Below are 25,745 nucleotides of genomic sequence, written 5' to 3'. Positions count from 1 at the left end.
TCCGGACGGGGGCGGGCAACCGCATCGCGTGGCGTTCGCGATGACCGCGCCCGACACCCTACTCGTCAGCCGCGACCCGCACGCGCCGATCGTGATCGAGCGCGACGGCGGGTTGCTGTACCGGATCACCATCGAGAGCGGACACGCGTCGTTCTACCGCGATTTTCCGGTCGATCCCGACGCGGTGCGCGTGCTGAGTGACGACGCCGAGCGCTTTTACTTCCTGTTCGCGGCGCTTCACCATCCGTACCAGCTGAGCGCAACGAACCTGTCCGACACGGAACGCGAACGCTATTTCAGCACGATCCTGTTTGCCGGCCGCGACGACGTCGAAGCGTTCATGACGGAACTCGACCGTGCCAGCAACGGTGCCGTCGCGAACCTGCTGAGGATCTTCACGCAGGCCGACTACCGGCAACTGCGCGCGGGCCGGTGGTTCGACATGGGCGCCGGCACGCCGGCCGCGTAGCGCCCGCGCAAGCCCGTCGTCAACCTCAACGGGCGCGGGCGAAATCCGGCCGCGCACCCGGTGCGCGGCCGCGCCATCAATGGCTGCGCGCGTAGCCCTGGATCAGCGCGCGCATCATCCCTTCGACCGTCGCGTCGAGCAGGTCGGTTTCCTGCTCGGACTCCTCGACGAGCGCGGCATACGCGGTCGCGAGCGTCACGCGATCGACCTCATGGCGTTGCTCCATCAGCGTCACCATCCCGTCCTTCGCCAGATGAGCGGAGAACGCGCGGCTGCCGATGGTCTGGAATACGTCAATCATGGCGGCTCTCCCGTCCGTTGCCGATGCTTTCCAGTTTAGTCGGCGCACCGGGGCTCCGCCACGCGCGGCGGGCCGCCGCACGCTGCCCCGGAACGCGTACGGGCGAGCCGCGGCCGGCGCGCCCGTGCCGGCCGGCCGACCACCGTTTCCTCGGATGAAACACCGGCGACACATGGCCCGGGCACGGTATCCGCGCGCTTCAACGTTTACCCGAAGCAGCAAATTGTCGACTTTTTGTCGATAAAGTCTCATGTTAGATTGCGCCGTCCGTCCGAGCCCGGTCGAAACCGGGCAGGCGGCGCGTTGTCACGGCGCCGCGCGTCCGCTACAAGGAGGAGCAATGCTGGTGCTGATTGGGGTGCCGATCGTCGTGATCGGTTTTGCGCTGCGCTTCAATGCGCTGCTGGTGGTCACGATCGCGGGGCTCGCGACGGGGCTGGCGGGCGGGCTGAATCTGGTCGACATCGTCAGCGCGTTCGGCAAGGCGTTCACCGACAACCGCTACATGGGGCTCATCTGGCTGACGCTGCCGGTGATCGCGCTGCTCGAGCGCAACGGGCTCAAGGAGCAGGCGAAGCGGATGATCTCGCGCGTGCAGGCGGCCACCACGGGCCGCGTGCTGATGCTGTATTTCGTGCTGCGCCAGGCGACCGCCGCGCTCGGCCTCACGTCGCTCGGCGGCCATGCGCAGATGGTGCGGCCGCTGATCGCGCCGATGGCCGAGGCCGCCGCCGTCAACCGGCACGGCGAGCTGCCCGAGTCGGTGCGCCAGCAGATCCGCGCGCATGCGTCGGCTGCCGACAACGTCGCGGTGTTCTTCGGCGAGGACATCTTCATCGCGATCCAGTCGATCCTGCTGATCAAGGGCTTTCTCGAACAGAACGGGATCTCCATCGAGCCGCTGCATCTGTCGGTGTGGGCGATCCCGACCGCGATCGCCGCGCTGCTGATCCACTGCGCGCGCCTCGCGCTGCTCGACCGCCGGCTGGCGCGCGGCTTCGGCCTGCTCGCGCAGGAGGGCGCGCGATGATCGGCCTCGAATCGCTGTACACGCTCGCGGGGCTGATGTTCGCCGCGTTCGCATGCTTCAACCTGACCGACCGCACGAACCCGCGCCGCATCGTCAATTTCGCGTTCTGGGCGATCTATGCGGTCACGTTCCTGTTCGGCGCGCTGCTGCCGCATTTCGTGACGGGCTGCCTCGCGATCGCGCTCGCGGTGATTGCCGGTTCGGGCAAGCTCGGGCGCGGCAAGTCCGATGAAGCCGGGGAGGCCGCGGCCGTGCGGCGCGAAACGCTCGCGCAGCGTTTCGGCAACACGCTGTTCCTGCCCGCCCTGCTGATTCCGGTCGTCACGCTGATCGGGACGTTCGCGTTGAAGCTGGTGCCGTTCGTCGACCAGAAGAGCGTAACGCTGATCTCGCTCGTGCTCGGCACGCTCGTCGCGTTCGCCGTTGCGCTCGCGATGCTGCGCGATTCGCCGGTGCATGCGGTGAAGGAGGCACGCCACACGATGGACGCGGTCGGCTGGGCCGCGATCCTGCCGCAGATGCTCGCGGCGCTCGGTGCGCTGTTCGCGGTCGCGGGCGTCGGCGGCGTGGTGTCGGGGCTCGTGAAGGAGTGGGTGCCGATCGATTCGCCGTTCGCGGTGGTCGCGGCCTACACGGTCGGCATGGCGCTGTTCACGATGATCATGGGCAACGGCTTCGCTGCGTTCCCGGTGATGACGGCCGGCATCGGCCTGCCGCTGATCGTCCACCAGTTCCACGGCAACCCGGCGATCGTCGGCGCGATCGGGATGCTGAGCGGTTTCTGCGGTACGCTGATGACGCCGATGGCCGCGAACTTCAACATCGTGCCTGCGGCGCTGCTCGAACTGAAGGACAAGAACGGCGTGATCAAGGCGCAGTGGCCGACGGCCGTACTGCTGCTCGCCGTGAACACGCTGCTGATGTACGCGTTCGTATTCCGCTTCTGACTCGAAGGACGAGATGCCCATGACCGACCGACTCACGCCCGAACTCGCCTCGACATTCGCGTCGCTCGCGCTCGCGCACCTGACCCGCGAATATCCGAACAAGCTCACGCATTCGCTCGAAGGGCCGCACGACGTGCAGGGGCCGCGCGCGCTGCACCCGATCTTCTACGGCAGCTACGACTGGCACTCGTGCGTGCACGGCTACTGGCTCGTGCTGCGCGTGCTCGAACGCTACCCGGCCTTGCCCGAGGCCGAACGCATCATCGCGATCGTCGATGCGCACTTCACCGATGCGAACGTCGCCGGCGAGCGCGCGTATCTCGCGCTGCCGCACAACAGCGGCTTCGAGCGGCCGTACGGCTGGGCGTGGCTGCTCGCGCTCTCCGCGCAACTCGAGCGGCTCGCGCTGAAGGGCGCGCTGCCGCAGGCCGCGCGCTGGGCGAAGACGATGGCGCCGCTCACCGACCTGTTCGTGGCGCGCTTCGAAACCTTCCTGCCGAAAGCGACCTATCCGCTGCGCGTCGGCACGCACTTCAACACCGCGTTCGCGCTGTCACTCGCGCTCGATTTCGCACGCGACACGCAGCGCGACGGGCTCGCGGCGCTGATCGTCGATACCGCGAAGCGCTGGCACCTGAACGATGTCGCATGCCAGGCGTGGGAGCCGTCGGGCGACGAATTCCTGTCGCCAGCGTTGATGGAGGCGGAGCTGATGCGGCGCGTGCTGCCGGCCGCCGAATTCGACGGGTGGTTCGCACGCTTCCTGCCCGATCTCGCGCGCGGCGAGCCGGCGACGCTGTTCGAGCCGGCGACGGTCAGCGATCGCAGTGACGGCAAGATCGCGCACCTCGACGGGCTGAACCTGAGCCGCGCGTGGTGCCAGCGTGCGTTGGCCGGCGCGCTGCCGGAAGGCGATGCGCGACGCGCGAAGCTGCTCGATGCGGCCGACCGGCATCTCGCGAGCGCGCTCGCGCACGTGGCCGGCGACTACATGGGCGAGCACTGGCTCGCAACGTTCGCGGTGCTCGCGCTGGAGGCGTAGCGCGGCGGGTGCTGCGACATGACGGGTTTTCCGCCTGTCGCGGCAGCCGAGCGATGGAAGGGGCATGCAGGAGCGGACGATGGATCAACGTGACGAAAAACGGGCCTGGGTGACGGCAATCATGACGTTCATCGAAACGCAACCCTATGACCCGGACAGGTGCGCGCGATATGTGTACACCGAAGCGCTCGATGCCCAGGCGTATCGGTACCGTGACCGACGGCTCGACACCTTGCTCGATACGATTGGAGGAATGAGTGCAGGGGACGAGTTTCACTATTCACGGGATGAACTCGTTGAAATGTTGCGATCGTATTTGCGCGATGCCGAGTGAGCAGCGGAGCTGAGCGACTCGTTGCCGAACCGGGAAGCGGATGTGCCGAGACATGCCGCTCACGGATCAGGCATGAGCGGGGTGTTGTCCGCATCACCCATTTCCTGGCGCGAACCGCGTCGCCGCTTCCCGCATCGTCGGTACGTTCTCCCGTCAATCGCCAATCGCCAATCGCCAATCGCCAATCGCCAATCGCCAATCGCCGAGCGTCGCGCGCGGGCCGAGCGCGATGCCCCGGGTATGGTTGCGCGAGCAAGCACTGGCTCGCGGCGTTCGCGTTGCTGGTGCGGGCGGTGTAGCGCACGAAACCCCGCCGGCGGCAAGGTCTTCGGCGCGCGGCTATACTCGGCGCTCGGGTTGCCTCGTTCCATGCGTATTGCGCGAGGCGGCCATCCATTCGTTCGCCGCCTCGCCATGGACAAGCTCATTTCCTACGTTGCCGCGATCCACGGGCTCGCGGGCCCGGTGTCGATCGTGTCTCACGCGACGTCGCACGACCGCTGGACCGACGACGACGTCGAGGTCACGCGCGACGAAACCGAATACCGCTTCGACAACGGCGCGATCGTGCGCCGCTCGGTCGAGCAGGACCGCGCGCCGTCCGATCTGCTGTGTGCCGAATGCTGGATCGACTACGACGTGCTTCGCCATCCCGATGCGCAGCGAATCGGTCCGACGAGGATGACGTTCGACAACGCATGCCGCGAAACCTTCTGGCTGCGTTATCACCTCACGTGACTGCGTGACTGCGTGACTGCGTGACTGCGTGACTGCGTGACTGCGTGACTGTGTGACTGCGTGACTGCGTGACTGCGTGACTGTGTGACTGCGTGACTGCGTGACTGCGTGACTGCGTGACTGCGTGACTGCGTGACCGCATGACCGCGCGCAGTCTCGTCAACCCGGCGGCGTGCCCTCAGCCGCATTCAGCAGCGGCGCGAGCCGCGTCGCCGCTTCCCGCATCTTCGGCACGTTCTCCAGCAGGTCGCTGAGCGTCGCCCGCGCGGTCGGCGCATGCACGGCGAGCGCCGCGAGCACGCGTCCACTCGCGGCATCTTTCACCGGCACCGCAACAGCCACCATCCCGCGCACGAATTCCTCGTTGTCGATCCCGACACCGCGCGCCGCGAGCCGGTCGAGTTCGGCCGCGAGCAACTGCGCATCGGTCAGCGTCCGGTAGGTCATCTTCTTCAGCGTGAGCCGCGCGAGCATCGCGTTGCGCTCCAGCGCATTCATCTGCGACAGGAACAGCTTGCCGCTCGCCGTGCAATGCAGCGGCACGCGCATGCCGGGCCGCATCTCGAGCCGCAGCGGCTCGGTCGTCTCGACGCGCTCCACATACAGCACCGTGTCACCGTCGAGCGCGGTGAGGTTGCAGGTCTCACCGAGCACGTCGACGAGCGAACGCAGCACCGAGCGGCAGCCGCGCGTGAAGGTGTTGTTCGACAGCGCCGCGAGCGCGAACTGCGCGGCGCGCGGGCCGAGCGCGATGCCGCGGTCGTGGCCGCGCGAGTCGGGCATGTGGATCACGTAGCCGCGCGTTTCGAGCGATTCGATCAGCCGCAGCAGCGTCGCCTTTGGAATGTGCAGCCGCGCGGCGAGTTGCGACAGCGTGTACGGCTGGCCGGCCGACGCGAGCGCTTCGAGCACCGCGAGGGCGCGCAGGACGCGCGCGTCGTCGGCGGGCGCGCCGTCGGGCGGCGCGGGGGCGGTTTCGCGCATGTGTCTCCTCCGTCGGGATCGGCGTGCGTCCCGGGATGGTTGTGCGATGGAAATGAAACGAATTGAACGGTTTTTGTACCACATTCGCGGCGTGGACAATAAATCGGCTTGTATGCGTTCCGTGTGCTCCATAAATTTGGACGAAACATACCGGATTTTTCCAATACCCCGGAACGGAGACACGGAATGACACGCAGCTTCGACTATGTCGTGGTCGGCGCGGGATCGGCTGGTTGCGTCCTCGCCAACCGGCTGTCCGACGGCGGCCGCCATACGGTGTGCTTGCTGGAAGCCGGCCCCGCCGACAACTACATGTGGATCCACGTGCCGATCGGGTACGGCAAGACGATGTTCCACCCCGTGTACAACTGGGGCTTCCACACCGATCCCGATCCGAACATGCACAACCGCCGCCTGTACTGGCCGCGCGGCCGCACGCTCGGTGGCTGCAGTTCGATCAACGGGCTGATCTACGTGCGCGGGCAGCAGCAGGACTACGACCACTGGGCCGCGCTCGGCAATCGCGGCTGGAGCTGGCGCGACTGTTTGCCGTATTTCCGCAGGCTCGAACACAACACGCTCGGAGAAGGGCCGACGCGCGGCACTGGCGGCCCGCTGTGGGCGTCCGCGATCCGGCAACGGCACGAACTCGTCGATGCGTTCGTCGCCGCGTCGAACCGGCTCGGCGTGCGTACGGTCGACGATTTCAACACGGGCGACCAGGAAGGCGTCGGCTATTACCAGCTCACCACGCGCAACGGGCTGCGCTGCTCGACGGCGGTGGCCTACCTGAAGCCTGCGCGCGGGCGGCCGAACCTGCATGTCGAAACCGATGCGCAGGCGCTGAAGGTGCTGTTCGACGGCACGCAGGCGTGCGGCGTGCGCTACGTACAGCACGGCAAGGTGCGCGAGGTGCGTGCGTTGCGCGAGGTGGTTCTGGCCGCGGGCGCGCTGCAGTCGCCGCAACTGCTGCAGGTGTCGGGCGTCGGGCCGGCCGCGCTGCTGAACCGGCACGGGATTCCGGTCGTCGCCGATCGCGCGGGCGTCGGCGAGAACCTGCAGGATCATCTGCAGATTCGTCTGATCTACGAAGTGACGAAGCCGATCACGACCAACGACGAACTGCATTCGTGGGTCGGCCGCGCGAAGATGGGGCTGCAATGGGCGCTGTTCCGCGGCGGCCCGCTCGCGATCGGCATCAACCAGGGCGGCATGTTCTGTCGTGCGCTGCCGGACGAATCGGCGACGCCCGACATCCAGTTCCATTTCTCGACGCTGTCGGCCGATTCGGCGGGCGGCAGCGTGCATCCGTTTCCCGGCTGCACGTATTCGATCTGCCAGTTGCGGCCCGAATCGCGCGGCACCGTGCGCATCCGCACCGACGATGCGCGCGATGCACCGTCGATCCAGCCGAACTATCTCGACACCGAGCGCGACCGCCGCACGACGGTGGCCGGCGTGCGTTTCGCGCGACGCGTCGCGGCCACCGAGCCGATGGCGCCGCTGATGAAGCGCGAGGTGCGGCCGGGCGCGGACGCGCAGACGGACGACGAACTGCTCGAGTTCTGCCGCGAATACGGGCAGACGATCTTCCATCCATCCGGCACCGCGAAAATGGGCGTCGCGAGCGATCCGCTCGCGGTCGTCGACGAGCGGCTGCGCGTGTACGGCACGCGCGGGCTGCGCGTGGTCGACTGTTCGATCATGCCGACCCTCGTATCGGGCAATACCAACGTGCCGATCGTGATGGTCGCCGAGAAGGCGTCCGACATGATCCTCGAAGACGCGCGCGCGGCCGATCGCGGTCATGGCGTCGCATCGGCCGCCGAGGCGCTCGCGTAGGGCCTCGCCACGCATCACCCGCGTGGCCCGTGCTCCTGCGCCCGGACGGCCGCCGCGCGTTTATCGATGCCCCCGCCGGCACGGCGCCGGGGCAGGTTGCGGCGCATCCTTACCTGGAGAAGCTCGCATGGCAATCGATTCCCGGGTCGTCCGACGCGTGGCCGCGGCCAGCGTGATCGGCGCGACCGTCGAGTGGTACGACTTTTTCCTGTACGGCGTGGTCGCCGGCATCGTGTTCGACAAGCAGTACTTTCCGTCCGGCGACGCGTTCGTGTCGACGATGCTCGCGTATGCGACGTTCGCAGTCGGCTTCGTCACGCGGCCGCTCGGCGGCCTGCTGTTCGGCCATCTCGGCGACCGCGTCGGGCGCAAGTCCGCGCTGATCCTGACGATGCTGATCATGGGCGTGTCGACGGCCGGCGTTGCGTTCCTGCCGACCTATGCGCAGATCGGCATGTGGGCGCCGGTGCTGCTGCTGACGCTGCGCGTGCTGCAGGGCATCGGCCTCGGCGGCGAGTGGGGCGGCGCGGTGCTGATGGCCTACGAGTACGCACCGCCGCACCGGCGCGGGCTGTATGCGAGCCTGCCGCAGATCGGGCTCGCGATCGGACTGTGCCTCGCGGCCGGCGTGGTCGCGGCACTGTCGCGTGCGTTGCCGGACGCCGCATTTCTCGCATGGGGCTGGCGCGTCGCGTTCGCGGCGTCGCTGTTGCTGGTCGCGGTCGGCTTCTACATCCGCACGCGCGTGGCCGATACGCCCGAGTTCGTCGCGCTCAAGCGCCAGCGGCGCGATACGAAGCTGCCGGTCGTCGAACTGCTTGCGAATTATCGGCAGGCGATCTTGCTCGGGATGGGTGCACGCTATATCGACGGCGTGTTCTTCAACGTGTTCGCGGTGTTCTCGATCGGCTACATGACGCGCAACCTGTCGATCTCGCGTGGCGACGCGCTGCTCGGCGTGATGAGCGCGGCAGTCGTGATGTGCGTGTTCATCCCCGTGTTCGGCAGCCTGTCGGACCGGCTCGGCCGTGCGCGTGTGTACCGGTGGGGCGCGACGCTGTGCGGGCTGTCGGTGCTGCCCGCGTTCTGGCTGCTGCAGACGCAGTCGACCAACCTGCTCGCCGTGTGGCTCGCGCTGGTGATCCCGTTCGGGATCTTCTATGCGATGGCGTACGGGCCGGAGGCCGCGCTGTTCGCGGAGCTGTTCGACGCGAACGTGCGTTACACGGGCATCTCGTTCGTCTACCAGGTGTCGGGCATCTTCGCGAGCGGCCTCACGCCGATCGTCGCGACCGCATTGCTGCGCGTGAACGGCGGTGCGCCGTGGCTCGTCGGGGTTTACGTGATGTTGTCTGCACTCCTGTCGATCGTGTCCGCGCGGGCGATCGAGAAGCGCGGCGGGATGGACGGCGTCGCGGTGCGCGCGATGTGACGGCGGGCGGGGCGGATGGGGTGAGGGGCGGCGTGGCGTGGGGCCGTATCGGCGCCCTGGTCTTCTTGCGGGGTCATGCCTGCGCCGCTGGCTGCCACTCACCGACGCCGTCTGCCGGTCGCTCGCGGTGGCCCGCCGTTCGGCTTCACGGCCGTCCGGCGGCGTTGCACCCGCACCGATGATCCTTGTTGACCGACGCCGTCTGCTGGCTGCCCGCCATTCGGCATTCCGATCGTCCGGCGGCGTCGGGCCCGTGTCGCTGATCCCTTTCGGCCGTTGCCGTCCACCGGTTGCCCGCCGCCCGCCGTCCCGCGCGCTGGTCCAAGCGAATCCGGTCCACTGGCCCTACCTCCGAAAAAACGGCCTGCCTACACTTTCCTCGACAGATCGCTGCATTGAAGCATCTGCACACGATCGACCCGAAGAGAACGATCAGGAGACAGGCATGACCAACAGGCAGTCGGCAGCATTGGCCCGCGCGGCGCGCGCGCGCCCCGCATCAGTCCATCGAATCGCCTCGTGCGCCCGTTGCGGCGCGGCAGGCAAGCCCGCGTCGGAGGGCTGACCATGTCGACCCCTTCCATCGAACGTACCGCGAGCGGCTTCGCCGGCGGCCGGTCGAACGATACGCGTTACGACCCGACCTACGATCCGCTCGTGTCGCCCGGGCCCGGGTGCGGCAAGCAGTACGCGCCGACCTACTGGGTCGCGACGGCCGGCACCCCGCCGCCCGACGACGGCCCCGTCACGCGCGATCTCGATGTCGACGTCGCGATCATCGGCGCCGGCTACACGGGCCTCGCAACCGCGCTGTGCCTTGCTCGGGACCACGGCATCAAGGCCGTCGTGCTCGAGGCCAACCGCACGAGCTGGGGCTGCAGCAGCCGCAACGGCGGGCAGGGGCAGAACGCGTCGGGCCGGCTGTCGCGCTCGCAGTGGATCGAGCGCTGGGGCAAGGACGTCGCGCTGAAGATGCACGACGAGATCCTCGAAGGCTTCGACCACTTCAAGTCGCTGGTGTCGGAAATCGACTGCGATCCGCAGCCGGGCGGCCATTTCCTGATCGCGCATCGTCCGCGCATCATGGCGAAGCTCGCGGCCGAGGCGAAGGTGTGGAAGGACGTGTTCGGCTATCCGTCGGAGCTGCTGAGCGCGGAAACCTTCCGCCGCGAATTCCTCAACGACCACGAGGCAGCCGGCGCGCTGCACGAGCCGGAAGGCATCGGCATCCATGCGCTGAAGCTCGCGTTCGGCTACCTGCGCCTCGCGCGCGAAGCCGGCGCGAAGGTGCATACGAGCAGCCCCGTGCTCGGCTTCGAGACGATCGACGGCGTCCATCACCTGCGCACGCCGGGCGGCGTCGTGCGGGCCCGCGCGGTCGGCATCGCGACCGGCGCGTACACCGCGCAGACGCTGCATCCGTCGCTGCGCAGCAAGGTGATGCCGATCCTGTCGAACTCGATGGTCACGCGCCCGCTCACCGACGCGGAGATCGACGCGTGCAATTTCCGCACGACGCAGGTGCTGACCGATACGCGTACGCTGCGCTTCTACTACCGTTTCCTGCCCGATCGTCGCTTGCAGATCGGCAGCCGCAGCGCGATCACCGGTGACGATGCGCCGAACCCGCGTCACTTCGAATTGCTGAAGGAAGGGATGGCGCGCAAGTTTCCCGCGCTGCGCGGCGTGCAGATCGATTATTCATGGTGGGGCTGGGTCGACGTCAGCCACGACATGATGCCGCGCGTGTGCCAGCCCGACCCGCGACAGTCGGTGTACTACGCGCTCGGCTACGGCGGCAACGGCGTGTCGTACTCGCAGCAGGCCGGCCGCCGGCTGGCCGAGCAGATCGCGGGGAAGGGCGCACGCCAGACGCTGCCGATCTTCACGTCGCCGCTGCCTGGCCACCCGTTCGCGCCATTCCGGCGCATCGGGCAGCGGATGCTCTACCTGTCGTACTTCAGGAACGACGAAAAGCCCTGAACGACGTGCACCTCGCCCGGCGTGATGCAACGCGCCGGGCCGTCCAACACAAGAAAAGCAACAGAAATCCGTGCGGCCGGGGCTGCAGGCGCCCCTGCACGCGCCGTCGCCGGCGGCGCCCGCGCTCACCCGACGGTGGCGTGCGGGCGGCGTCCGGACAACTGGATATGGAGAAGACATGCAACCCTCGAACCAGAGTGACCTGAAGTGTGGACTCAAGCAGCGCCACATGACGATGATTGCGCTTGGCGGCGTGATCGGTGCCGGGCTGTTCGTCGGCAGCGGTGTGGTGATTCAGCAGACCGGGCCGGCCGCGATCCTGTCGTTCCTGATCACGGGCGGGCTCGTCGTGCTCGTGATGCGGATGCTCGGCGAGATGGCCTGCGCGATGCCGGCCGTCGGTTCGTTCTACGAATACGCGCGGCTCGCGTTCGGCAACTGGCGCGGGCCCGGCAAGATGGCGGGCTTCCTGACCGGCTGGATGTACTGGTATTTCTGGGTGATCGTCGTCGCGCTCGAAGCGGTGGCCGGCGCCAAGCTGATCCAGTTCTGGCTGCCCGATACCCCCGCGTGGATCATCAGCCTCGCGCTGCTGGTCGTGCTGACGCTCACGAACCTGATCTCGGTCGGCAGCTACGGCGAGTTCGAGTTCTGGTTCTCGTCGATCAAGGTCGGCGCGATCGTCGTGTTCCTGTTCCTCGGCGGCCTGTACGTGCTCGGCCTGTGGCCCGCGTCGATGCACACCACGTCCGTGCTGCCGACGCTGCTCGGCCACGGCGGCTTCATGCCGCTCGGCATCGGGCCGGTGATGAGCGGGGCGGTCGCGGCCACGGGCTTCTACTTCGGCGCGGAAATCGTCACGATCGCGGCGGCCGAGGCCAAGGAACCGGCGAAAGCGGTCGCGAAGGCCACCAATTCGGTGATCACGCGTGTGCTGGTGTTCTACGTCGGCTCGGTGGCGCTCGTCGTCGCGCTGGTACCGTGGAATTCGCATCAGATGGCCACGCCGTATGTGAGCGCACTCGAGGTGATGGGCCTGCCGGCCGCTGCTAACGTGATGAACGCGATCGTGCTGACGGCGGTGCTGTCCGCGCTCAACTCGGGCCTCTATGCGGCGTCGCGGATGCTGTTCGCGCTGACCCGCCACGGCGACGCGCCGGCCGCGCTCGCGAAGGTCAACAAGCGCGGCGTGCCGGTGCGCGCGATTCTGCTCGGCACGGTGTTCGGCTACGTGTCGGTGGTGATGTCGTACGTGTCGCCCGATACCGTGTTCGCATTCCTCGTCAACTCGTACGGCACCGTCGCGCTGTTCGTGTACGTGCTGATCGCGTTTTCGCAACTGCGCCTGCGCAAGCGCCTCGACCCGGTGGCCGCCAGCAAGCTGCGCGTCAAGATGTGGGCATACCCGTACCTCACCTGGGTTGCGATTGTCGGCATGGTCGGCATCCTCGTCGCGATGGCGTTCATCCCGGATCAGCGCAAGCCGTTGTGGCTCGGCGTTGCCAGCCTGGGCGTGCTGGTCGTCGCCTACGGGCTCACGCGCCGCAGCCGCCGCGAGCATCTCGACGACAGCGAACTGCTCGCCTATCCGCCGCGGTAATGCGCGGTCACGCATGACGCCGAAGGCCCGGCCCGCAAGCCGGGCCTTCGCGCATGCGGCTTCTCGCCCGAGCCGATGGATGGCCGGGGCAACTATCGGGCCGACCGATAGCACCGATCAGAGGATGCGACTTTATGTCGGCCGCGTGCCGGCATAGCATGGATGAACCGATTCACGGGTGCGCCCCGGCGGGGCGCGCCCTCATCCGCGAACGAGGACAGACGATGGAACATCGGGCACGCGAGCGCGACGAGCAGGCCGAGATCAAGACGACGACGTGCTACATGTGCGCGTGCCGCTGCGGCATCCGCGTGCACCTGCGCGACGGCGAAGTCCGCTATATCGACGGCAATCCCGCGCATCCGCTGAACCAGGGCGTCATCTGCGCGAAAGGTTCGTCGGGAATCATGAAGCAGTATTCGCCCGCGCGGCTCACGCAGCCGCTGATGCGCAAGCCGGGCGCCGAGCGCGGCGACGCGCAGTTCGAGCCGGTGTCGTGGGAGGTTGCGTTCGACGTGCTCGAAAAGCGCCTCGCGCACCTGCGCGCCACCGACCCGAAGCGCTTCGCGCTGTTCACGGGCCGCGACCAGATGCAGGCGCTCACCGGCCTGTTCGCGAAACAGTTCGGTACGCCGAACTATGCGGCGCACGGCGGGTTCTGCTCGGCGAACATGGCGGCCGGGATGATCTACACGATCGGCGGCTCGTTCTGGGAATTCGGCGGCCCCGATCTCGACCATGCGAAGCTGTTCTTCATGATCGGCACCGCGGAAGACCACCATTCGAATCCGCTGAAGATCGCGCTCGGCAAGTTCAAGCGCGCGGGCGGCCGGTTCATCGCGATCAATCCGGTGCGCACCGGCTACGCGGCGATCGCCGACGAATGGATTCCGATTCGCCCCGGCACGGACGGCGCGCTGTTCATGGCGCTGATGCACGAGCTGATCGCGCGCGATGCGTTCGACCTCGAATTCGTGTCGCGCTTCACGAATGCGGCCGAGCTGGTCGATCAGCGTGACGGTGCCGACACGTTCGGGCTGTTCGTGCGCGACGCCGGCGCGCCAGAGGTCAACGCGCTGTATCCGCAGAACCGGATGTGGTGGGACACGAAGACGAACCGCGCGGTGCTGCATCACACGGACGGCGCGGAGCCGGCGCTCGACGACCGCTATACGCTCGACGACGGCACGCCCGTCGCACCGTCGTTCACGCTGCTGCGCGAACAGGTGGCCGAGTGCACGCCCGAATGGGCGGCCGAGATCACCGGCATCGCGGCCGACACGATCCGCCGCCTGGCGCGCGAGATGGAGACGGTCGCGCGCGAGCATGCGATCGAGCTGCCGGTGCGCTGGACCGATTCGTGGGGCAAGGAGCACGCCTCGGTGAAGGGTGTGCCGATCGCGTTCCATGCGATGCGCGGGCTCGCCGCGCATTCGAACGGCTTCCAGACGATCCGCGCGCTTGCCGTGCTGATGTCGCTGCTCGGCACGATCGACCGGCCAGGCGGCTTCCGGCACAAGGCGCCGTATCCGCGCGCGGTGCCGCCGTCGGCGAAACCGCCGAACGACCCGGCGCAGATCAAGCCGAACACGCCGCTCGCCACCGGCCCGCTCGGCTGGCCGGCGGGACCCGAGGACCTGTTCGTCCATCCGGACGGCACGCCCGCGCGGCTCGACAAGGCATTCTCGTGGGAATACCCGCTCGCGGTGCATGGGCTGATGCATTCGGTGATCACCAACGCGTGGCGCGGCGATCCCTATCCGATCGACACGCTGCTGATCTTCATGGCCAACATGGCGTGGAATTCGTCGATGAACACGACGGAAGTGCGCAAGATGCTGGTCGACAAGCGCGACGACGGCGAATACCGGATTCCGTTCCTCGTCGTGTGCGATGCGTTCGCGTCGGAAATGACGGCGTTCGCCGACCTGATCCTGCCCGACACGACCTACCTCGAACGGCACGACGTGATGTCGGTGCTCGACCGGCCGATCTCCGAATTCGACGGGCCGGTCGACTCGGTGCGCGTGCCGGTCGTGCCGCCGACCGGCGAATGCAAGCCGTTCCAGGAGGTGCTGATCGAGCTTGCGAGCCGGCTGAAGTTTCCGGCCTTCACGACCGCGGACGGGCAGCGCAAGTACCGCGACTATCCGGATTTCGTCATCAACTTCCAGACCGCGCCGAATTCCGGCACCGGCTTCCTGATCGGCTGGCGCGGCAAGGACGGCGACAAGGCCGTCGTCGGCGAGCCGAACCCCGACCAGTGGAAGCGCTACGCGGAGAACAACTGCGTGTATCACCACCGGCTGCCGGAGCCGCTGCAGTACATGCGCAACTGCAATGGCCCGTACATGCAATGGGCAGTCGACAACGGGATGCGCAAGTTCGGCGTGCCGATCGTGATCCAGCTCTACTCGGACGTGATGCAGAAATTCCGGCTCGCCGCGCAGGGCCGCACGTCGGGCCGCCAGCCGCCCGACCATCTGCGCGAGCGCATCGCGCGCTATTTCGATCCGCTGCCGTTCTGGCATCGCTCGCTCGAGAGCGGGCTGACCGATGCGGGCCGCTATCCGCTCGCGGCGATCACGCAGCGGCCGATGGCGATGTACCACTCGTGGGATTCGCAGAACGCGTGGCTGCGGCAGATCCACGGCGAGAACCACCTGTTCGTGAACCCCGTGACGGCCGCCGCGCAACAGATCGACGACGGCGCGTGGATCTACGTCGAATCGCCGTGGGGCAAGGTGCGGTGCCGCGCGCGCTACAGCGAGGCGGTCGAGCCCGGCACCGTGTGGACGTGGAACGCGATCGGCAAGGCGGCCGGCGCGTGGAATCTCGGGCCGCAAGCGGGCGAGTCGCAGCGCGGCTTCCTGTTGAACCACGTGATTACCGACGAGCTGCCGGATGCGGCGCGCGACGGCGCGCGCATGTCGAATTCCGATCCGATCACGGGGCAGGCCGGCTGGTACGACGTGCAGGTGCGGATCTATCCGGCCGAAGCCGATGCGGCGACGACCTTGCCGCAGTTCGCGCCGATGCCGGCGCTGCCGGGCACGCCACGCGTGCTGCAGCGCGTGCAGGCGTATTTCGCGGGAACCGGCGCATTCGCCGCGCGGCTGCGGCGCGCGACGTCGGCCGGCCCTCAGTCTGACGACCGCTGATCGAAGGAGCGCAACCATGACCCAGATGGCCCTCGTCATCGACCTGAACGTATGCGTCGGCTGCCATGCCTGCGTGACGAGCTGCAAGGAATGGAACACGTCGGGCGAAGCCGGCAGTCTCGCCGACATGCGCCCGTACGACGACGATCCGTCCGGCACGTTCTTCAACCGCGTGCAGACCTACGAAGCGGGCGTGTTCCCGATGACCGACACGATCCACTTCCCGAAATCGTGCCTGCACTGCGAGGATCCGCCGTGCGTGCCCGTCTGTCCGACCGGCGCGAGCTACAAGCGCAAGTCGGACGGGATCGTGCTGGTCGACTACGACAAGTGCATCGGCTGCAAGTACTGCGCGTGGGCCTGCCCGTACGGCGCGCGCGAGCTCGATGAAGGCCGCAAGGAGATGACGAAGTGCACGCTGTGCGCGGACCGCATCGACAACGAGGCGCTGCCCGAACGCGACCGGAAACCGGCCTGCGTGCTCGCGTGCCCGACGTCGGCGCGGCTGTTCGGCGATGTGCACGATCCCGAGTCGGACGTGTCGCGCGCGATCCGAGAACGCGGCGGTTATCAGCTGATGCCCGAATGGGGCACGCGGCCGTCGAACCATTACCTGCCGCGCGTGAAGACCGAAGCGTCGTGCGGTTGCGGGAGTAGCGGCGGGTGCGGCAGCGGGTCGGTCGGCGTCGATGAAGACGAGTCGTTTGAAGGCCGTGCGGCGCGTGGCGACATCAATCTCGTGTCGCTCGCGACGCAGCGCTGAGCGCGAAGCCCTTCACTCATACGAAAAAACGGAGTCCCCAATGCGCCCAGCCTTTTCGGTCGTTTTCCTCACCACGCTGTGCGGCGCCGCACAGGGCCTGCTGCTGACGCTCGTGATCGTCGAGGCGCTCACGCGGCTGGCCGGCATCGACGTGGCCGCCGCGTTCTACGTGACGGGCGCGGCGCTGTCGGTCGCGCTCGGCGTGCTCGGCCTGTTCGCGTCGTTCTTCCATCTCGGCCACCCCGAACGCGCATGGCGCGCGATCGCGATGTGGCGCACGTCGTGGCTGTCGCGTGAATGCATCGCACTGCCGGTGTTTCTCGCGTGCGCATTCGCGTATGGCGCGGCACACCTGTTCGGCTGGCCCGGCACGTTGCTGATCGGCGCGGCGGGCGCGCTCGCGAGCGTCGCGCTGTTCGTATGTACCGCGATGATCTACGCGTGCCTGCGGTTCCTGCAGGAATGGGCGAGCCCGCTGACGCTCGTGAACTTCGTGCTGCTCGGTTGCGCGTCGGGCTGCACGCTGGCGACGGCCTGCGCCGCGTGGCTCGCGCCGGCGCTGGTCGGCCGGCTCGCGGTGGCCGCGTGCGTGCTGACGCTCGCGGGCTGTGTCACACGGCTCGCGTCGCTCGCACGCAATGCGCGGTTGCGGCCGAAGTCGACCGTGCAGAGCGCGACCGGGATCCGCAATGCGAAGGTCGAACAGAAGTCGCGCGGCTTCACGGCCAGCGCGTTCAATACGCGGGAGTTCTTTCACGGGCAGGGCAACGGCACGCTGCGCGCGGTGAAGGCGGGCTTCCTGATCGGCGCATTCGCGGTGCCGTTCGTGCTGACCGGCGCGGGCGCGCTCGCGCCGACATCGGTCGCGGCGGCCGTCGCGCTCGGCGCGGCGTTCGTGATCCAGTATGCGGGGCTGGTTGCGGAACGCTGGTTCTTCTTCGCGGATGCGCGGCATCCGCAGAACATCTACTACCAGCGCGCGTCGTGACGTTGCGTGTGCGCGTCCACGCCGTGCGGGAACTAGAACGTTGCCGCGAGCGCGCGAGCCGCTTCCTGCAGGCGCGGCACGTGGTCGAGCAGTCGCGACAGCGGAGCGCGCGACACGGGCGCATGCACGGCGACCGCGGCGATACACGCGCCGTCGTCGCCGACGATCGGGGCCGCGATGCACACGATGCCCGCGACGAATTCCTCGTTGTCGATCGCGACGCCCTTGTGCGCGGTGCGGTCGAGTTCGGCTTCGAGCAGTTCGGGATCCGAGATCGTGTTCGGGGTGTAGCGCGGCAGTGCCAGCGCGCGCACCAGCGCGGCGCGTTCGTCGCGCGGCAGCAGCGCGAGCAGCAGCTTGCCGCTGGCGCTGCAGTGCGCGGGCACGCGCGAGCCGGGTTTCAGGTCGAGCCGCAGCGGCCAGTCGGCCTCGACGCGGTCGAGATAGACGACTTCCGTGTCGTGCAGCGCGGTCAGGTTGCAGGTTTCGCCGAGATCGGCGACCAGCCGTTCGAGGATCGCATGGCGCAGCCGGCGCGCGCCCGCATGCAGCATCACGCCGGTGCCGAGCCGTGCGAGGCGCGGGCCGATCGCGTACGCGTTCTTGCGGCCCGGCTCGCGGATCACGAGCCCGCCGGCTTCGAGCGACGCGAGCATCCGGTGCAGCGACGCCTTCGGGATATCGACTTCACGCGCGAGATCGGCGAGCGACACGGCATCGCCGGCCTGGACGAGATGTTCGAGCAGCGCGAAGGCGCGCAGCGTGGGCGTATCCACGGGCAGCATGGCAGGCGTTCCGGAAACTGGACTGCGGCCATTGTACCGAACGGCCCGGCAGGCCAGCCGCACGGGGCCGGGATCGATGGAATCCGGCACGCATTTTCGGCAACGGAACGAATCGTTCCGTAAATACGACTGACGCGGGCACGACGATCGACGTCCGCGCAATACGCAACGACAGGAGCGCAACGCAATGGATGGGGTGGCGAACAAGCCGGACTGCATGGTGTCGGTCCGCGAACGGTTCGGGTTCGAATCGGACCTGATGGTGCCCGCGTTCAGCGCGCGCGACGATCACGTGCCCGATATCGACGACGCGTACCGTTTCAACCCGGACGTCACGCTCGCGATCCTCGCGGGGTTTGCGCGCAATCGCCGCGTGCTCGTGCAGGGGATGCACGGCACCGGCAAGTCGACGCATATCGAGCAGGTCGCGGCACGGCTGAACTGGCCGTGCGTGCGCGTGAACCTCGACGGCCATATCAGCCGCCTCGACCTCGTCGGCAAGGATGCGATCGTCGTGCGCGACGACGTGCAGGTGACCGAGTTCCAGGAAGGGATCGTGCCGTGGGCGCTGCAGCGTCCGGTCGCGCTGATCTTCGACGAATACGATGCGGGGCGGCCGGACGTGATGTTCGTGATCCAGCGGATTCTCGAACGCGATGGCAAGTTCACGCTGCTCGACCAGAACCGTGTGATCCACCCGCATCCGTCGTTCCGGCTGTTCGCGACCGCGAACACGGTCGGGCTCGGCAACCTGAACGGGCTCTATCACGGCACGCAGATGCTCAACCATGCGCAGATGGATCGCTGGAACGTGGTCGCGACGCTTGACTACCTGCCGCGCGACGAGGAGATCGGTATCGTGCGCGCGCGCGTGCCGGAACTCGCGGACGAAGCCGGCCGCCCGCTGCTCGAATCGATGGTGAGCCTCGCGGAGTTGACGCGCAACGGCTTCGCGACCGGCGACCTGTCGACGCTGATGTCGCCGCGCACGGTGATCAACTGGGCCGAGAACTGCCAGATCTTCCGCGATCCGGCGCTCGCGTTTCGGCTCACGTTCCTGAACAAATGCGACGACGCGGAGCGGCCGGTCGTCGCCGAGTATTACCAGCGCTGCTTTGGCGAGGAGCTGGCGGTCGCGTCGCGTGCCGGCGGCGGTGAGCCGGGAGCGGGGCGGTGAGCGCCGATCGCGACGCCGCGCGCCGCGCATCGGCGCGCGAAGCGCTGGGCGCGTCGACCGTGCGCGCGCTGACGCGCGACGCGGCGCTGCATTACCGTGCGGGCCGCGTGTGCCGCGACCTGCGGCCGCTGCCGATCCATGCACCGCACCTGCGCGCGCAGGCGGCCGACGACGATCTCGCGTCGTGGCGCGGTGCGGCCGACGGCGCCGCGCTGCGCATCCTGCATTCGGATGCCGACCTGCATCGCGCGTTGTCCGGCGACGATCCGGTCGAACGCGTGTTGTTCGAAATGCTCGAGCAACTGCGCTGCGAATCGCTGGCGCCGCCTGCCATGCGCGGTGTCGTGCAGAACCTGCGCCATCGTTTCGACACCTGGTCGCGTGCGTTCCACCGGTCGGGGCAGGCCGATACGCATGTCGGGATCCTCGTGTACACGGTCGCGCAGATCGCCTGGTCGCGGCTGACGGGCCGGCCGGTGCTCGAAGAAACGGAAGACCTGATCGAAGCGTCGCGTGCGGCGATCGTGCCCGAGATCGGCGTGCAGCTCGCGGGGCTCAAGCGGTGCCGGCACGATCAGCGCGCATTCGCGGAACACGCGCTGGCGCTCGCGAAGCGCATTGCGGCGATGATCCGCGACGCGCGGGCGGCTATCGTGGAAACGGAGACGGAAGACGCGCGTGAGCAGGACGACGCACTGACGAATTTCTCGCTGTGGGTCGATTTCGACGATACAGGCATCGACCTTCCCGCACTCGTAGAGACGGGCGACAGCGTCGTGCTGCAGGGCAGTGATGCCGTCTACCGCGCATATACGACGCGTTACGACCGCGAGCTCCGGCCGGCCGCGCAGATCCGCGCGGCCCTGCTTCGCGAGTACCGCGACCGGCTCGACGGCCAGGTCGCCGCGCAGCGGATCAACGTCACGCGGCTCGCGCGCGTGCTGCGCGCGGCGCTCGTCGTGCCGCAGGCCGATGGCTGGTCGTTCGGCGAGGAGCACGGCCGCCTCGATGGCCGCCGGCTCGCGCAGCTCGTCAGCTCGCCGGCTGAACGGCGGCTGTTCCGGCTCGAACGCGTGCGGCCGCATGCCGACTGCGCGCTCGCGTTCCTGATCGACTGCTCCGGGTCGATGAAGACGTGGATCGACGGCGTCGCGCTGATGGTCGACACGCTGGCCCGCGCGGGCGATGCCGCCGGTCTCGCGACCGAAGTGCTCGGCTTTACGACGCTCGCGTGGAACGGTGGCCGCGCGCGACAGGACTGGCTCGCGCGCGGCAAGCCGCGCCATCCGGGCCGGCTCAACGAAACCGCCCACCTGGTGTTCAAGGACGCGGACACGCGCTGGCGGCATGCGCGCACGGGCATTGCCGCGCTGTTCAAGGCCGATCTGTTCCGTGAAGGCGTGGACGGCGAAGCGGTCGAATGGGCGTGCGCGCGGCTCGCGGCGCGGCCGGAGGCGCGCAAGATCCTCGTCGTGATCTCGGACGGCAGCCCGATGGACGGCGCGACGGCGCTCGCGAACGATCCGTTCTATCTCGACAACCATCTGAAACAGGTGGTCGCGCGCCAGGAGGCGGCGGGCCGTGTCGAGGTGCTCGGGCTCGGCGTCGGGCTCGATCTCGGCCCGTATTACCGGCACCGGCTCGCGATCGATCTCGCGTCGGCGCCGGACATGAAGCGGCTCGTCGAAATCGCCGGATGGATCGGCGCGCGGCGGTGAAGCGCGCGACTGCATTCGACGCGGACGCGGTGAACGTGTACGCGTCGACTCCGAATCGATTGCCGGGAACAGGGTGGGTCGACGCGGCGCACGCCGCGCGAGATCAAGCGCGATGCAGCAGCGGCGGCAGCGACGTCGCAATCAGCCCGATGCCGATCGCCATCAATACACCGAACGCGAGCCGGCGCAACGCGACCGGCGACAGCGGCGGCGGGTAGTGACGCGCGGCGACCGTCGTCAGCATCACAACGGGCGTCGCGATCGCGGCCAGCACCCAGATGTCGCGATCGAGCTGGCCTTCGCATGCGCTGTACAGCACGCGCGTGGCCGAGGTCGTCGTGAACAGCACGATCAGCGCGCAGCGGATCTGCACGAGCGTCAGCGGCTGCCGGTAGAACTGGAAGATCAGCGGCGGCCCCGATACGCCGAACATCCCGCTGAGCAAGCCGCCGAACAGGCCGCTGACGAAGAAGCTGCGGTTGTCCGAGCGCTCGGTGAGCGGCGCCGGGCGCAGCGCCGCGCTCAGGCCGCCGTACAGCACGACCGCGCCGAGAATGAGCTGCAGCAGGTCGGCCGCCGAGCGGCTCAGGCATTCGAGCAGCAGCACGCCCGCGACGACCGACGGCAGGATGCCGAGCGTCGCCGCACCAACCGCGCGCCAGTCGATGTGATGCAGCCGGCCAGGCAGCGCGGTTGCGCCGTTCGCGAGCGACACGACGCTCATCAGCGTGGCGACGGTGGCGAGCGGCGCGAGCCCGAAGCCGCTCGTCGCGCCCATCACGATCATCCCGAGCCCGAAGCCGGTGACGGTCTGGAAATAGCTGCCGGCGCCGATCACCGCGATCAGGATCGCCAGTTTGTCGGCGGTCATGCGTGTGCGGCCTCGCCGGTCGCGGCGCGCTGCGCGGCTGCCTGCGCCTGCACGGTGGTCGCCGCGATCACGTGATACACGTCGTCGGCGCTGCAGCCGCGCGACAGGTCATTCGCGGGGCGACGCAAGCCTTGCAGCAGCGGGCCGACGGCTTTCGCACGGCCGATCCGCTCGGCGAGCTTGTAGCCGATGTTGCCGGCTTCGAGGCTCGGGAACACGAGCACGTTCGCGTGGCCGCCCACCTGCGAATGCGCGATCTTGCGCTCGGCGATTTCCGCGACGATCGCCGCGTCGAGCTGCACGTCGCCGTCGATCGCGAGCGCGGGGCGCCGTTCGCGCACCTGCGCGGTCGCGGCCGTCACCTTGTCGACCGCCGCGTGATGCGCGCTGCCGCTCGTCGAGAACGACAGCATCGCGACCCGCGGCTCCTCGCCGAGCAGCGCGTGCGCGCTGTCGGCCGCGGCCATCGCGATCTCGGCGAGCTGATTCGCGTCCGGATCGACGACCAGCGCGCAGTCGGAGAAGATCAGTCCGCCCTTGATCGTGTGAAACGGTTCGCACAGCATCATCAGGAAGAAACTCGACACGATCCGGAACGCCGGATCGACACCGATCAACTGGATCGCCGCGCGCACGACGTCGGCCGTCGCATGCACGGCGCCCGCGACCGAGCCGTCCGCATCGCCGAGCCGCACCATCAGGTTCGCGTGGCAGAGCGGGTCGAGTACCGCGTCGCGCGCGGCATCGGCCGTCATGCCCTTGCTCTTGCGCAGCGCATGCAGCGTGTCGGCATAGGCATCGCGTTGCGCGGCAGTGGCCGGATCGACGAGCGTCATGCCGTCGAGATCGATCGCGTCGCGCGCGGCCGCCGCGTGGATCGCCGCACGGTTGCCGACGAGCACGATGCGGGCGATGCCGTCGCGTGTTGCGCGCGCGGCGGCCTGCAGCACGCGCGGATCGTCGGCTTCGCACAGCGCGATGCGCATCGGCTGGCGGCGCGCGGAGTCGAGAATGCGGTCGAGGGCTTTCATCGTTCGCTCGGGTAGGAAAGGAAAAACGGCCGGATGCGGCGGCCCGCACGGGGCACGGCGTCCGGCCGGAAGGCCGGCCGCGCGAGAGGGGCGCGCGACCGGCAACGGGTGCGTCAGCGACGCGGCGTTACACGTAGTCCTTGTACTTGTCGAGCATGCGAACCGGCTTCGACAGCGCATCGCGACGGAACGGATCGCCGAGTTCACGCGTGCACATGATCTCGATGATCGTGGTCTTGCCTTCGTTCATCTGCATGTCGATGGCGCGCTTGAGCGCCGGGCCGACGTCTTCGAGGCGGTCGACCGTGATCCCTTCGGCGCCCATCGCGCGCGCGATCGCCGCGAAGCTCTGGTTGTCGAGCTCGCCCGCGACGAAGCGGCGGTTGTAGAAGTCAACCTGGTTCTTCTTCTCCGCGCCCCACTGGCGGTTGTGGAACACGACGGCCGTGACCGGAATGTTGTGGCGCACGCAGGTCATCGTTTCCATCAGGCTCATGCCCCACGCGCCATCGCCCGCATACGACACGGCCGGGCGGTGCGGTGCGGCGACCTTCGCGCCGATGATCGTCGGGAACGCATAGCCGCAGTTGCCCCAGCTCATCGCCGCGAAGAAGCTGCGCGGCTTGTTGAAGCGCAGGTAGCTGTTCGCGACCGAGTTGATGTTGCCGATGTCGGTCGACACCATCACGTCCTCGGGCATCGCCTTCTCGAGCTCGCGCAGCACCTGGCGCGGATGCAGGTACTGGCCGCCGCTGAACGGCTTCTCGTGCTTCTGCTCCTCGATCATGTCGAGGCTGTACGCGTCGCGCTCGTGCGTCCAGTCGTCGAGTTCCTTTTCCCACGCGGCCTTCTCGGTCGCGATCTGGTCGGCGCGATCGCCGCGCGAGCCGTCGCACGCGAGCGTGCGGCCGTCGAGGCGTTGCGTGAGCGCGATCGCCGCGGCCTTCGCGTCGCCGCAGATGCCGACCGAGATCTTCTTCACGAGGCCGAGCATCTTGTGGTCCGCGTCGATCTGGATGATCTTCGCGTCCTTCGGCCAGTAGTCCATCCCGTGCTGCGGCAGCGTGCCGAACGGCCCGAGGCGCGAGCCGAGCGCGATCACGACGTCCGCGCGCGACAGCAGTTTCATCGCGGCCTTCGAGCCCTGGTAGCCGAGCGGGCCGCACCACAGCGGATGGTTCGCCGGGAACGAGTCGTTGTGCAGGTAGCTGTTGACGACCGGCGCGCCGAGCCGTTCGGCGAGCGCCTTGCATTCCTCGATCGCGTCGGCCATCACGACACCGCCGCCCGAGATGATCACCGGGAATTTCGCCTGCGCGATCAGTGCGGCCGCGTCGTCCAGGCTCTGTTCGCCGCCGGCGCCGCGATCGAGCCGGCGCGGTTGCGGAATCTCGACCTTGACCTTGCCGTAGAAGTAGTCGCGCGGGATGTTCAACTGCGTCGGGCCCATCTCGGCCTGCGCGCGGTCGAAGCAGCGCGCGGTGAATTCGGCCATCCGCGCCGGGTGCGTGACGTGGCCCTGGTACTTCGTGAATTCCTGGAACATCGGCAGCTGGTTCGCTTCCTGGAAACCGCCGAGGCCGATGCCCATCGTGCCGGCTTCCGGCGTGACGATCACCACCGGGCTATGTGCCCAGTACGCGGCCGCGATCGCGGTCACGCAGTTGCTGATGCCGGGGCCGTTCTGGCCGATCACGACGCCGTGGCGGCCCGACACGCGTGCATAGCCGTCGGCCATGTGGCCCGCGCCCTGTTCGTGCACGACCGGGATCAGGCGGATGCCGGCCGGCGCGAAGATGTCCATCGCATCCATGAACGCGGAGCCCATGATGCCGAACATGTCGGTCACGCCGTTGGCCGCGAGGGTCTCGACGAAGGCTTCGGACGGCGTCATGTCCTGCGGACCGTTCGCCGATGCACGCAGGGAAGTGGATTGTTCGCTCATGGGTTGTCTCCGATTGTTCAATTAACGGAACGTCTTGTTCCAGATGCTATTTGCTGGGGAAAGCCGGTCAAGTCATTCCGCCCGATGTCGGGGAATGTGGAATGAAATGAAATGATTCGTTTCAAAATGTGCGCGGGGGGCGGTGGCCCGGGTAGCGCGCGAGGCGCGCGCTCAGGCCGGCTGTTTCGGCCGTTCCTTGCGGAAGGCGCGCTTGACGGCGATCAGCCCGTCGCGGAATTCGAACAGGTCGCAGCCTTCGGCCTCGATGCGCCAGCCTTCGGCGTGCGTGCCCGTGAACACCCACTCGGAGACGCCGCGCTCGCCCGCGACGGTGTGGCGGCCGCGACCCCAGTGCGCGTCGGGGAAGGTCTTGAACACGGCTTCGAACGCGGCGCGTACCGCGTCGCGGCCGACGAAGCGCGTGCCGTGGATGTCGGGGCCGCCGGCCGCGTCGAATACGCAGTCCTCGGTCATGAAGCCCATCAACGCGTTGGCGTCGTGCCGGTTGAATGCGTCGGAAAATGCCGCGAGCGTGGCGGCCGTGACGGGGGCGGTGAGCGTGTCGGACATAACGTGTCTCCTGTCGAATGGTGGGCGGCCGCAA

At 68.1% G+C, this 25,745-nt stretch carries 22 protein-coding genes; 15 read left to right on the top strand and 7 right to left on the bottom strand.

All coding sequences use genetic code 11. From position 1 onward, the window contains the following. Nucleotides 1-40: 40 nt before the first annotated feature. A complete protein-coding gene (locus ACN8ZM_RS24595) occupies nt 41-469 on the top strand; it encodes a hypothetical protein (protein WP_043181250.1) in 429 nt (142 codons plus the stop codon). 76 nt (nt 470-545) lie between these two features. Here the strand turns inward: ACN8ZM_RS24595 and ACN8ZM_RS24590 are convergent, their stop codons facing one another. Next, entirely contained in the window at nt 546-770 is a 225-nt protein-coding gene (locus tag ACN8ZM_RS24590; protein ID WP_011355611.1) for a hypothetical protein, read from the bottom strand. 340 nt (nt 771-1,110) lie between these two features. Here ACN8ZM_RS24590 and ACN8ZM_RS24585 point away from each other — a divergent pair, with 340 nt between their 5' ends. From ACN8ZM_RS24585 to ACN8ZM_RS24565, 5 genes are all read left to right on the top strand, one after another. Then, complete coding sequence (locus ACN8ZM_RS24585) at nt 1,111-1,800, top strand: DUF969 domain-containing protein (protein WP_089453282.1); 690 nt, start codon at nt 1,111-1,113, stop codon at nt 1,798-1,800. Then, on the top strand, nt 1,797-2,747 hold the full coding sequence (locus ACN8ZM_RS24580) for a DUF979 domain-containing protein (protein WP_420212626.1): 951 nt from the start codon (nt 1,797-1,799) through the stop codon (nt 2,745-2,747). The genes ACN8ZM_RS24585 and ACN8ZM_RS24580 overlap by 4 nt, the downstream gene beginning before the upstream one ends. A gap of 19 nt (nt 2,748-2,766) precedes the next feature. After that, nucleotides 2,767-3,789, top strand: coding sequence for a DUF2891 domain-containing protein (locus ACN8ZM_RS24575; protein WP_043179372.1), 1,023 nt, complete (start codon nt 2,767-2,769; stop codon nt 3,787-3,789). 79 nt (nt 3,790-3,868) lie between these two features. Further along, complete coding sequence (locus ACN8ZM_RS24570) at nt 3,869-4,123, top strand: hypothetical protein (protein ID WP_043181248.1); 255 nt, start codon at nt 3,869-3,871, stop codon at nt 4,121-4,123. A 414-nt stretch (nt 4,124-4,537) separates the two neighbouring features. Then, nucleotides 4,538-4,861 carry a hypothetical protein gene (locus ACN8ZM_RS24565; RefSeq protein WP_043179369.1) on the top strand — a complete coding sequence of 108 codons (324 nt, stop codon included), beginning with the start codon at nt 4,538-4,540 and terminating at the stop codon, nt 4,859-4,861. Nucleotides 4,862-5,020: 159 nt separating this feature from the next. Here the strand turns inward: ACN8ZM_RS24565 and ACN8ZM_RS24560 are convergent, their stop codons facing one another. Beyond that, complete coding sequence (locus ACN8ZM_RS24560; protein ID WP_420212625.1) at nt 5,021-5,845, bottom strand: IclR family transcriptional regulator; 825 nt, start codon at nt 5,843-5,845, stop codon at nt 5,021-5,023. Nucleotides 5,846-6,031: 186 nt separating this feature from the next. Between ACN8ZM_RS24560 and ACN8ZM_RS24555 the strand changes: the two genes are divergently transcribed. The 7 genes from ACN8ZM_RS24555 to ACN8ZM_RS24525 all read left to right on the top strand — a co-directional run bounded on the left by ACN8ZM_RS24555 (nt 6,032) and on the right by ACN8ZM_RS24525 (nt 17,614). Continuing rightward, a complete protein-coding gene (locus ACN8ZM_RS24555) occupies nt 6,032-7,687 on the top strand; it encodes a GMC family oxidoreductase (protein ID WP_420212624.1) in 1,656 nt (551 codons plus the stop codon). Nucleotides 7,688-7,814: 127 nt separating this feature from the next. Then, entirely contained in the window at nt 7,815-9,119 is a 1,305-nt protein-coding gene (locus ACN8ZM_RS24550; RefSeq protein ID WP_043179364.1) for an MFS transporter, read from the top strand. Between the two features lie 567 nt (nt 9,120-9,686). Further along, entirely contained in the window at nt 9,687-11,102 is a 1,416-nt protein-coding gene (locus ACN8ZM_RS24545) for an NAD(P)/FAD-dependent oxidoreductase (RefSeq protein ID WP_043179362.1), read from the top strand. 178 nt (nt 11,103-11,280) lie between these two features. Next, a complete protein-coding gene (locus ACN8ZM_RS24540) occupies nt 11,281-12,702 on the top strand; it encodes an amino acid permease (protein WP_043179361.1) in 1,422 nt (473 codons plus the stop codon). A gap of 224 nt (nt 12,703-12,926) precedes the next feature. Beyond that, nucleotides 12,927-15,863 carry a molybdopterin-dependent oxidoreductase gene (locus ACN8ZM_RS24535; RefSeq protein ID WP_420212623.1) on the top strand — a complete coding sequence of 979 codons (2,937 nt, stop codon included), beginning with the start codon at nt 12,927-12,929 and terminating at the stop codon, nt 15,861-15,863. A 16-nt stretch (nt 15,864-15,879) separates the two neighbouring features. Next, nucleotides 15,880-16,626, top strand: a complete 747-nt coding sequence (locus tag ACN8ZM_RS24530) for a 4Fe-4S dicluster domain-containing protein (RefSeq protein ID WP_043179359.1) — start codon at nt 15,880-15,882, stop codon at nt 16,624-16,626. A gap of 40 nt (nt 16,627-16,666) precedes the next feature. Beyond that, a complete protein-coding gene (locus ACN8ZM_RS24525) occupies nt 16,667-17,614 on the top strand; it encodes a dimethyl sulfoxide reductase anchor subunit family protein (RefSeq protein WP_205824347.1) in 948 nt (315 codons plus the stop codon). Nucleotides 17,615-17,646: 32 nt separating this feature from the next. On the opposite strand, the gene ACN8ZM_RS24520 is transcribed toward ACN8ZM_RS24525, so the two are convergent. Next, complete coding sequence (locus ACN8ZM_RS24520) at nt 17,647-18,399, bottom strand: IclR family transcriptional regulator (RefSeq protein ID WP_301766722.1); 753 nt, start codon at nt 18,397-18,399, stop codon at nt 17,647-17,649. Nucleotides 18,400-18,586: 187 nt separating this feature from the next. On the opposite strand from ACN8ZM_RS24520, the gene ACN8ZM_RS24515 reads away from it, so the two are divergent. Further along, entirely contained in the window at nt 18,587-19,576 is a 990-nt protein-coding gene (locus ACN8ZM_RS24515; protein WP_043179354.1) for an AAA family ATPase, read from the top strand. Further along, on the top strand, nt 19,573-21,294 hold the full coding sequence (locus ACN8ZM_RS24510; protein ID WP_420212622.1) for a cobaltochelatase CobT-related protein: 1,722 nt from the start codon (nt 19,573-19,575) through the stop codon (nt 21,292-21,294). Before ACN8ZM_RS24515 ends, ACN8ZM_RS24510 begins: the two co-directional genes overlap by 4 nt. A 103-nt stretch (nt 21,295-21,397) precedes the next feature. Here the strand turns inward: ACN8ZM_RS24510 and ACN8ZM_RS24505 are convergent, their stop codons facing one another. The 4 genes from ACN8ZM_RS24505 to ACN8ZM_RS24490 form a co-directional block, all read right to left on the bottom strand. Beyond that, the gene (locus tag ACN8ZM_RS24505; protein ID WP_043179351.1) at nt 21,398-22,165 is read right to left on the bottom strand and encodes a sulfite exporter TauE/SafE family protein; all 768 of its coding nucleotides are present in this window, start codon (nt 22,163-22,165) and stop codon (nt 21,398-21,400) included. Then, nucleotides 22,162-23,196 (bottom strand): phosphate acetyltransferase, encoded by a 1,035-nt coding sequence (gene pta, locus ACN8ZM_RS24500; protein WP_420212621.1) that lies wholly within the window; start codon nt 23,194-23,196, stop codon nt 22,162-22,164. The genes ACN8ZM_RS24505 and pta overlap by 4 nt, the downstream gene beginning before the upstream one ends. Nucleotides 23,197-23,323: 127 nt before the next feature. Continuing rightward, the gene (xsc, locus tag ACN8ZM_RS24495; protein WP_043179349.1) at nt 23,324-25,141 is read right to left on the bottom strand and encodes a sulfoacetaldehyde acetyltransferase; all 1,818 of its coding nucleotides are present in this window, start codon (nt 25,139-25,141) and stop codon (nt 23,324-23,326) included. 171 nt (nt 25,142-25,312) lie between these two features. Then, complete coding sequence (locus ACN8ZM_RS24490; protein WP_226264921.1) at nt 25,313-25,711, bottom strand: nuclear transport factor 2 family protein; 399 nt, start codon at nt 25,709-25,711, stop codon at nt 25,313-25,315. Nucleotides 25,712-25,745: the final 34 nt, after the last annotated feature.

The sequence above is a fragment of the Burkholderia aenigmatica genome (genome assembly GCF_048627025.1).
GTDB classification, from domain to species: domain Bacteria; phylum Pseudomonadota; class Gammaproteobacteria; order Burkholderiales; family Burkholderiaceae; genus Burkholderia; species Burkholderia aenigmatica.
This window is presented reverse-complemented; position numbering and strand designations above follow the sequence as displayed.

Excerpts from the sequence above, each read along its gene's own strand:
- ACN8ZM_RS24525 (WP_205824347.1), top strand. The coding sequence starts at position 16,667 with ATGCGCCCAGCCTTTTCGGTCGTTTTCCTCACCACGCTGTGCGGCGCC.
- ACN8ZM_RS24575 (WP_043179372.1), top strand. The coding sequence starts at position 2,767 with ATGACCGACCGACTCACGCCCGAACTCGCCTCGACATTCGCGTCGCTC.
- ACN8ZM_RS24550 (WP_043179364.1), top strand. The coding sequence starts at position 7,815 with ATGGCAATCGATTCCCGGGTCGTCCGACGCGTGGCCGCGGCCAGCGTG.
- ACN8ZM_RS24545 (WP_043179362.1), top strand. The coding sequence starts at position 9,687 with ATGTCGACCCCTTCCATCGAACGTACCGCGAGCGGCTTCGCCGGCGGC.
- ACN8ZM_RS24535 (WP_420212623.1), top strand. The coding sequence starts at position 12,927 with ATGGAACATCGGGCACGCGAGCGCGACGAGCAGGCCGAGATCAAGACG.
- ACN8ZM_RS24530 (WP_043179359.1), top strand. The coding sequence starts at position 15,880 with ATGACCCAGATGGCCCTCGTCATCGACCTGAACGTATGCGTCGGCTGC.
- ACN8ZM_RS24565 (WP_043179369.1), top strand. The coding sequence starts at position 4,538 with ATGGACAAGCTCATTTCCTACGTTGCCGCGATCCACGGGCTCGCGGGC.
- pta (WP_420212621.1), bottom strand. The coding sequence starts at position 23,196 with ATGAAAGCCCTCGACCGCATTCTCGACTCCGCGCGCCGCCAGCCGATG.
- ACN8ZM_RS24585 (WP_089453282.1), top strand. The coding sequence starts at position 1,111 with ATGCTGGTGCTGATTGGGGTGCCGATCGTCGTGATCGGTTTTGCGCTG.
- ACN8ZM_RS24520 (WP_301766722.1), bottom strand. The coding sequence starts at position 18,399 with ATGCTGCCCGTGGATACGCCCACGCTGCGCGCCTTCGCGCTGCTCGAA.
- ACN8ZM_RS24490 (WP_226264921.1), bottom strand. The coding sequence starts at position 25,711 with ATGTCCGACACGCTCACCGCCCCCGTCACGGCCGCCACGCTCGCGGCA.
- ACN8ZM_RS24570 (WP_043181248.1), top strand. The coding sequence starts at position 3,869 with ATGGATCAACGTGACGAAAAACGGGCCTGGGTGACGGCAATCATGACG.
- ACN8ZM_RS24580 (WP_420212626.1), top strand. The coding sequence starts at position 1,797 with ATGATCGGCCTCGAATCGCTGTACACGCTCGCGGGGCTGATGTTCGCC.
- ACN8ZM_RS24505 (WP_043179351.1), bottom strand. The coding sequence starts at position 22,165 with ATGACCGCCGACAAACTGGCGATCCTGATCGCGGTGATCGGCGCCGGC.
- ACN8ZM_RS24555 (WP_420212624.1), top strand. The coding sequence starts at position 6,032 with ATGACACGCAGCTTCGACTATGTCGTGGTCGGCGCGGGATCGGCTGGT.
- ACN8ZM_RS24560 (WP_420212625.1), bottom strand. The coding sequence starts at position 5,845 with ATGCGCGAAACCGCCCCCGCGCCGCCCGACGGCGCGCCCGCCGACGAC.
- ACN8ZM_RS24515 (WP_043179354.1), top strand. The coding sequence starts at position 18,587 with ATGGATGGGGTGGCGAACAAGCCGGACTGCATGGTGTCGGTCCGCGAA.
- ACN8ZM_RS24595 (WP_043181250.1), top strand. The coding sequence starts at position 41 with ATGACCGCGCCCGACACCCTACTCGTCAGCCGCGACCCGCACGCGCCG.
- xsc (WP_043179349.1), bottom strand. The coding sequence starts at position 25,141 with ATGAGCGAACAATCCACTTCCCTGCGTGCATCGGCGAACGGTCCGCAG.
- ACN8ZM_RS24540 (WP_043179361.1), top strand. The coding sequence starts at position 11,281 with ATGCAACCCTCGAACCAGAGTGACCTGAAGTGTGGACTCAAGCAGCGC.
- ACN8ZM_RS24590 (WP_011355611.1), bottom strand. The coding sequence starts at position 770 with ATGATTGACGTATTCCAGACCATCGGCAGCCGCGCGTTCTCCGCTCAT.